Origin of the sequence: Undibacterium sp. Ji49W (assembly GCF_049340205.1) — a bacterium.
Lineage (GTDB): Bacteria > Pseudomonadota > Gammaproteobacteria > Burkholderiales > Burkholderiaceae_D > Undibacterium.
The window spans coordinates 1-1,318 of the sequence record NZ_JBMPOW010000046.1 but is presented as its reverse complement, the minus strand read 5'-3'; the positions used below and the strand labels follow the sequence as shown (position 1 = coordinate 1,318).

Annotated in this window: 2 protein-coding genes; both read left to right on the top strand. The window is 42.2% G+C overall.

Annotation, left to right across the window (positions count from 1 at the left end; all coding sequences use genetic code 11):
* The first annotated feature begins 111 nt into the window (after positions 1-111).
* Positions 112-663, top strand: coding sequence for a hypothetical protein (locus ACO0LK_RS26955; protein ID WP_422980601.1), 552 nt, complete (start codon positions 112-114; stop codon positions 661-663).
* An 11-nt stretch (positions 664-674) separates the two neighbouring features.
* Positions 675-1,067, top strand: coding sequence for a hypothetical protein (locus tag ACO0LK_RS26950; protein ID WP_422980600.1), 393 nt, complete (start codon positions 675-677; stop codon positions 1,065-1,067).
* Positions 1,068-1,318 lie beyond the last annotated feature (251 nt).

Here is a 1,318-nt window from a genome sequence, read left to right as displayed (position 1 = left end):
TTTTTCAATCGCATAAAGCAATTCCGCAGGCTTGCAACACGGTATGAAAAATTGGATAGAAACTTCCTTTCCTTCATCAATCTTGTATTTGCTTACCTTTGGATTTATTGAATGTTAACAGCCCCTAATGCGAATGGACAGATTATTGATACTGCCCTTCCGAATACTACGGGTAGAATAACGGCTGTTGAGGGGCAAGGGGTAAATAATGCAGCGGTTTCGTTTGCGACCACTGATTCGGTTGTTGTAAATGGTACGCGTGCAATTGATCTTGGACAAAGCTACGAAGTTGGTGTACGTGGCCTTTATGGTGACGTTTCATTCCAACAACGACAATACACAACATTAGTCAATGGACAAGAAGTTAATGGTGTGGCTGATACTGTTACTTCTGTTGCGGGCAGAGATACTGCAGTTGAAGCGAAATATGTTGACAATTGGGCAACGCCTCTACGCAACCCTAACAGCCAAAATGGCAATAAGCCCTGGGCGGTAGCCGAGCAGCAAAACATGCTTGATCAAGTAATCAAGTATTCTTCGGGTTTCGATGGAGGCGTGATTTATCACACTAACAGTCCTGAACTAGCCGCTTACTACACACAAGTTTTTAATAATGCAGGCATCACAAATTTCAGATTTGTGATTACGCCTGCAACGAAATAATGGGGTGATATATGATAAACCAGATGGAGAAAATTCTTGGAGGACCAATTGGCTTTGAAAAAATTGTTCCAGGGACGGTGATTCACGACACGAAAGAGGTCATCTACTTTTCCGATGACGGAAAGACTGATTTTCGCACTCAATTTAATAGACTGACTAAAGATGTTAGTCCTAGGCATGCGACACGAGGAGGAAAAACATCGCAGGGTTGTAGACTTTGGTTGCCAGATGGATCATTATTTCATCCAGTCAGCTATCATGGAGATGTTGATGGCTGGCGAAAGGATATTGCGCAAGGAGCCCAGCAACTCCAACTATTGTTAGCAAAGATAGATGGTGAGCGTATCGTTATTTCTGATGGAAGATCATTTCTCGTAGCGGATTGTAAGGTTGAATTTGATTGATGGTCGCCTTGTTGCTGCCGCCCTGTTCACTGTTGTGCGACACGAAGTCGCCAATAGAAGTTGTTCCACTGTAGTACAAGGAACCACCCATTTGAAAATTGCACTTAAGGAATAATTGGTGCCAATTGGTAATCCTCCCAGAAATTAATCGCATTTAAAAGTAGAATTTTCTTAATAGAGATTTTGAGGAAGTTTTACATGAAGACATCGAGATTCAGTGATAGCCAGATTATCGCCATATTGAAACAGGC

Bases quoted from the DNA above. Each gene is read 5' to 3' on its own strand.
- ACO0LK_RS26955 (WP_422980601.1), top strand. From the start codon at position 112: ATGTTAACAGCCCCTAATGCGAATGGACAGATTATTGATACTGCCCTT.
- ACO0LK_RS26950 (WP_422980600.1), top strand. From the start codon at position 675: ATGATAAACCAGATGGAGAAAATTCTTGGAGGACCAATTGGCTTTGAA.